This is a genomic window from Streptococcus sp. 1055 (assembly GCF_013276815.1).
GTDB lineage: Bacteria > Bacillota > Bacilli > Lactobacillales > Streptococcaceae > Streptococcus > Streptococcus pseudopneumoniae.
Window position 1 is genome coordinate 1 of sequence record NZ_VMLT01000078.1, and the last position, 5,014, is coordinate 5,014.

Here is a 5,014-nt window from a genome sequence, read left to right on the forward strand (position 1 = left end):
TTAAGTGATAAAGTCGGGTGTTCAAGAAAAGTCTGAATCTCCTTTTCACTTGGTGTGAGTGTTATACTTGCCATAGTTTCTATTGTACCACAAAAGCAGGCAAATTTGTAAAAACTGACAAAATTAGCGAATTTTGGTATAATATCGTGAGGTGAATTTTATGGCAAATCTAAATCGATTCAAATTTACATTCGGGAAAAAATCATTAACCTTGACAAGCGAACATGATAACCTTTTTATGGAGGAAATCGCCAAGGTTGCGACAGAAAAATACCAAGCAATTAAAGAACAAATGCCTAGCGCAGATGATGAAACAATCGCTCTTTTGTTGGCAGTCAACTGTTTGTCAACTCAACTCAGCCGTGAGATTGAATTTGACGATAAGGAGCAAGAGTTAGAAGAACTCCGTCACAAGCTTGTGACTTGTAAGCAAGAACAGAGCAAGATTGAGGATTCCTTATGATTTCACTCCTTCTTCTATTGGTCTTGGCTTGGGGATTCTATATCGGCTATCGGAGAGGCCTGCTCTTGCAGGTCTATTACCTGATTTCAGCTATGGCATCGGCTTTTATGGCTGGCCAGTTTTACAAGGGACTGGGAGAGCAATTCCATTTATTACTCCCTTATGCAAACCCGCAGGAAGGTCAGGGGACTTTCTTCTTCCCATCGGATCAACTCTTTCAGTTGGATAAGGTCTTTTACGCAGGGATTGGCTACTTGTTGGTATTTGGGATTGTCTATAGCATAGGTCGTTTGCTTGGTCTCCTCTTACACTTACTTCCTAGTAAAAAACTGGGGGGCAAGTTGTTCCGAGTTTCAGCAGGGATCTTGTCCATGTTGGTGACCTTATTTGTCTTGCAAATGGCCTTGACCATCTTGGCGACCATCCCCATGGCAGCTATACAAAATCCTCTTGAAAAGAGTATCGTTGCAAAACACATCATCCAGAGCATACCAGTAACAACCAGTTGGCTCAAACAAATCTGGGTGACAAATTTAATCGGATAAAAAGGGCAGGAGTTTTCCTAGCCCTTTGTTTACAGATTGACTAGAATCTATCAGAATGTAAAAAGCTAATACACCTAGACATTCAAAGACAAGGAAATAAAGATGAATAAGAAAATATTAGAAACATTAGAGTTCAATAAGGTCAAGGCTTTGTTTGAACCCCATTTGTTGACCGAGCAGGGCTTGGAGCAATTGAGACAGCTGGCTCCGACTGCCAAAGCAGATAAAATCAAACAGGCTTTTGCTGAGATGAAGGAAATGCAGGCTCTCTTTGTCGAGCAACCGCATTTTACCATTCTCGCAACCAAGGAAATAGCAGGAGTCTGCAAGCGCTTGGAGATGGGAGCAGACCTCAATATTGAGGAGTTCCTACTATTGAAGCGCGTGCTTCTTGCCAGCCGAGAACTTCAAAGTTTTTACGCCAATCTGGAAAATGTCAGCTTGGAAGAATTAGCTCTTTGGTTTGAGAAATTACATGATTTTCCTCAATTACAAGGAAATCTTCAGGCCTTTAATGATGCAGGTTTCATTGAAAATTTTGCCAGTGAAGAATTGGCGCGCATCCGTCGAAAAATCCATGACAGCGAGAGTCAGGTCCGCGATGTCTTGCAAGATTTGCTCAAGCAAAAAGCGCAGATGTTGACAGAAGGGATTGTTGCCAGCAGAAATGGTCGTCAGGTTTTACCTGTCAAAAACACCTACCGTAATAAGATTGCAGGTGTTGTTCATGATATTTCTGCTAGTGGAAACACCGTCTACATCGAACCCCGTGAGGTGGTCAAACTGAGCGAAGAAATTGCCAGTTTGCGAGCAGATGAGCGTTATGAAATGCTTCGCATTCTCCAAGAAATTTCTGAGCGTGTTCGCCCTCATGCGGCTGAGATTGCCAATGATGCTTGGATTATCGGCCATCTGGACTTGATTCGTGCCAAGGTCCGCTTTATCCAAGAAAGACAAGCAGTCGTACCTCAGCTATCAGAAAATCAAGAGATTCAACTGCTCCATGTCTGCCATCCTCTGGTCAAAAATGCCGTCGCCAATGATGTCCATTTTGGCCAAGATTTAACAGCCATTGTCATTACAGGTCCCAATACAGGTGGGAAGACCATCATGCTTAAAACTCTGGGCTTGACACAGGTTATGGCTCAGTCAGGTTTGCCGATTTTAGCAGATAAGGGAAGTCGTGTTGGTATTTTTGAAGAAATCTTTGCCGATATTGGTGATGAGCAATCTATTGAGCAGAGCTTGTCTACCTTCTCTAGCCATATGACCAATATTGTGGATATTCTTGGCAAGGTTAACCAACATTCACTTTTACTCTTGGATGAGTTGGGAGCTGGTACAGACCCTCAAGAAGGAGCTGCTCTTGCCATGGCTATTCTGGAAGACCTTCGCCTGCGTCAAGTCAAGACAATGGCTACTACTCACTATCCGGAACTAAAGGCCTATGGTATTGAGACAGCCTTTGTTCAAAATGCCAGCATGGAGTTTGAGACTGCAACTCTTCGCCCGACTTATCGCTTTATGCAGGGTGTTCCTGGCCGAAGCAATGCCTTCGAAATTGCCAAACGTCTAGGCCTATCTGAAGTTATCGTAGGGGATGCCAGTCAGCAGGTTGATCAGGACAATGATGTCAATCAGATTATTGAACAACTGGAAGAGCAGACGCTGGAAAGCCGTAAACGTTTGGATAATATCCGTGAGGTGGAGCAAGAAAATCTCAAGATGAACCGTGCTCTTAAAAAACTTTACAATGAGCTCAATCGTGAAAAGGAAACCGAGCTTAATAAGGCACGTGAACAGGCTGCTGAGATTGTGGACATGGTCCTAAGTGAAAGTGACCAGATTCTCAAAAATCTCCACAGTAAATCTCAACTCAAGCCCCATGAAATCATTGAAGCCAAGGCCAAGCTGAAAAAATTGGCTCCTGAAAAAGTGGACTTGTCTAAAAACAAGGTCCTTCAAAAGGCCAAGAAAAAACGTGCTCCAAAGGTGGGAGATGATATTGTTGTTCTCAGTTATGGACAGCGTGGTACCTTGACCAGTCAACTCAAGGACGGCCGTTGGGAAGCCCAAGTTGGTTTGATCAAGATGACCTTGGAAGAGAAAGAGTTTGACCTTATTCAAGCCCAGCAAGAAAAGCAAGTCAAGAAGAAACAGGTCAATGTTGTGAAACGAACTTCTGGTCGTGGTCCACAAGCCAGACTGGATCTTCGAGGCAAACGTTATGAAGAGGCTATGAATGAGCTAGATGCCTTTATCGACCAAGCCTTGCTTAACAATATGGCTCAAGTTGATATCATCCATGGTATCGGAACAGGAGTCATCCGTGAAGGTGTCACCAAATACCTACAAAGAAACAAGCATGTCAAGAGTTTCGGCTATGCCCCACAAAATGCTGGAGGCAGTGGTGCGACTATTGTGACTTTTAAAGGATAAGAAATATTTCGGAATTCATAAAGTAAAAACTGTTGGGTAAATTCCCAAACTAAGTTCCACCGCTAATCCAAGTGGAAGTTAGTCTGATAAAAATCCTAAAAACCAGTGGAAATCCGTGTCAGGGTAAGTTCCACTGGTTTTACTCATGCTTGATTTCATCGCTTTTGTAGCCAAAATGAATCGAAAAAAAGAGCGCACAAAATCCCCTCATCTGAAAGCGTTTCAGATTAAGTTCCGCTATGGTGGAAGTTAGTGTGAGACGTTTGAATGCGGTTAAAGATTAGTTTTTAGAACTTATGTTGGAGTAATTTAGACGACTGGCAGACGTCTTCTGCAGGTATTTTAGAAATGCCGAGAAGCTTAGGAATCTCTTCTCCATAGGTAAATGCAAAGAGTTCATAGGCTGACTTTCTATTCAAAGCAGCACGTTTGACGCTGTTGACATGCGAACAGACGAGATTGATGTCCTCTTGAGTTAAATTGTTAAAAGAAGTTCCCTTAGGTAGAATGTCGCGAATCAGCGTGTGATTTTTCTCAATTCTGCCTTTCTGGTCAGAGCGATTAGGGTCACAAAAGAATAGCTTACTCTCTCCTCGCACATCCATTTCGATATCATCAACCCTGGCAAACTCTCCACCATTATCTGTCAGGATGACAGGAAAGAGTTGGAAGAAATCTTTGGCAGCTTGGTGAAGAGTGTTCTTGATGTCATAGAGGTGTTTGGTAACCTCAAGGGTAGTTTTATTATCCAGAAGTCTAGCGAAGATAAAGTTACAGAAAGAGAGATTGAAGGTGAGTAGGACTTTACCTCCCATCCTCCCCATAACTGTATCCATTTCCAGCCAAGAGTCTAGTTGATTCAGTGCTAAATAGTTTTGGAAATCCTCATAGGAACGGCCTTTTTTAGCTTCTTTAGGGATGGAAGGTAGCTTACTTTTCCGTCTTTCTTTGAATTTAACGGCTCTGGCTAGGTCAATAGGAGCGATAGATAGGTATCCTTTTCGGATGTGTCGATAGACGGTTGAGGAGCTGACATCAAGATTGTGAGTTTTGAGGATATGATAGATGTGTTGTCCTTTTTTAACACCCTCAGAAATGACTTTGTCCATGTCCCAGAAGGTCTTGGAATTGAGGGGAGTTCCTTCACGAGATTCAACCAGAGTTTGTTCGTACTGCTTTTGAGCTTGCTTAGCGAGGTAGAAGATCTTTTTATAGCCACAATTCTGTCTTCTTTGAGGACATCCATTACAGACAAAGGGAGTTTTGTCAAGTAGAGGGCAAGGAAGGTTATGGCATGTAGACTCTCGGACTCGTCTGTTTCGTTTGACTTCTTTGGAGACAGTGGTCGGGTCTTTTAGAATGGACTGTCCGATAGCTTTGAAGGTTTCACCGCGCTCTAAGCCTAATTGGATATCATTACGGTCTGAAAGGGTAAGGTGTTTATGTTTTGTCATAGTGAGCCTCATTTCTAACTCAAACGTCTCACACTTAATTCCACCATAAAAATCCGTTTTAGACTAATTTCCACTTTGGTCAAGCAAGTGGAAGTTACTTTGAGAAGTTACCG

General features: G+C 42.7%; 4 protein-coding genes. 3 read left to right on the plus strand and 1 reads right to left on the minus strand.

What is annotated here, in order from left to right; translation table 11 throughout:
- Nucleotides 1-160 precede the first annotated feature (160 nt).
- The 3 genes from zapA to HT699_RS07425 all read left to right on the plus strand — a co-directional run bounded on the left by zapA (nucleotide 161) and on the right by HT699_RS07425 (nucleotide 3,447).
- Nucleotides 161-463 (plus strand): cell division protein ZapA, encoded by a 303-nt coding sequence (gene zapA, locus HT699_RS07415; protein ID WP_000002019.1) that lies wholly within the window; start codon nucleotides 161-163, stop codon nucleotides 461-463.
- A complete protein-coding gene (locus tag HT699_RS07420; protein WP_172934220.1) occupies nucleotides 460-1,008 on the plus strand; it encodes a CvpA family protein in 549 nt (182 codons plus the stop codon). Before zapA ends, HT699_RS07420 begins: the two co-directional genes overlap by 4 nt.
- Before the next feature lie 102 nt (nucleotides 1,009-1,110).
- Nucleotides 1,111-3,447 (plus strand): endonuclease MutS2, encoded by a 2,337-nt coding sequence (locus HT699_RS07425; protein ID WP_172934221.1) that lies wholly within the window; start codon nucleotides 1,111-1,113, stop codon nucleotides 3,445-3,447.
- Nucleotides 3,448-3,734: 287 nt separating this feature from the next.
- Here HT699_RS07425 and HT699_RS07430 read toward each other — a convergent pair whose 3' ends face one another.
- Nucleotides 3,735-4,901 (minus strand): IS30 family transposase, encoded by a 1,167-nt coding sequence (locus tag HT699_RS07430; RefSeq protein ID WP_172934222.1) that lies wholly within the window; start codon nucleotides 4,899-4,901, stop codon nucleotides 3,735-3,737.
- Nucleotides 4,902-5,014 lie beyond the last annotated feature (113 nt).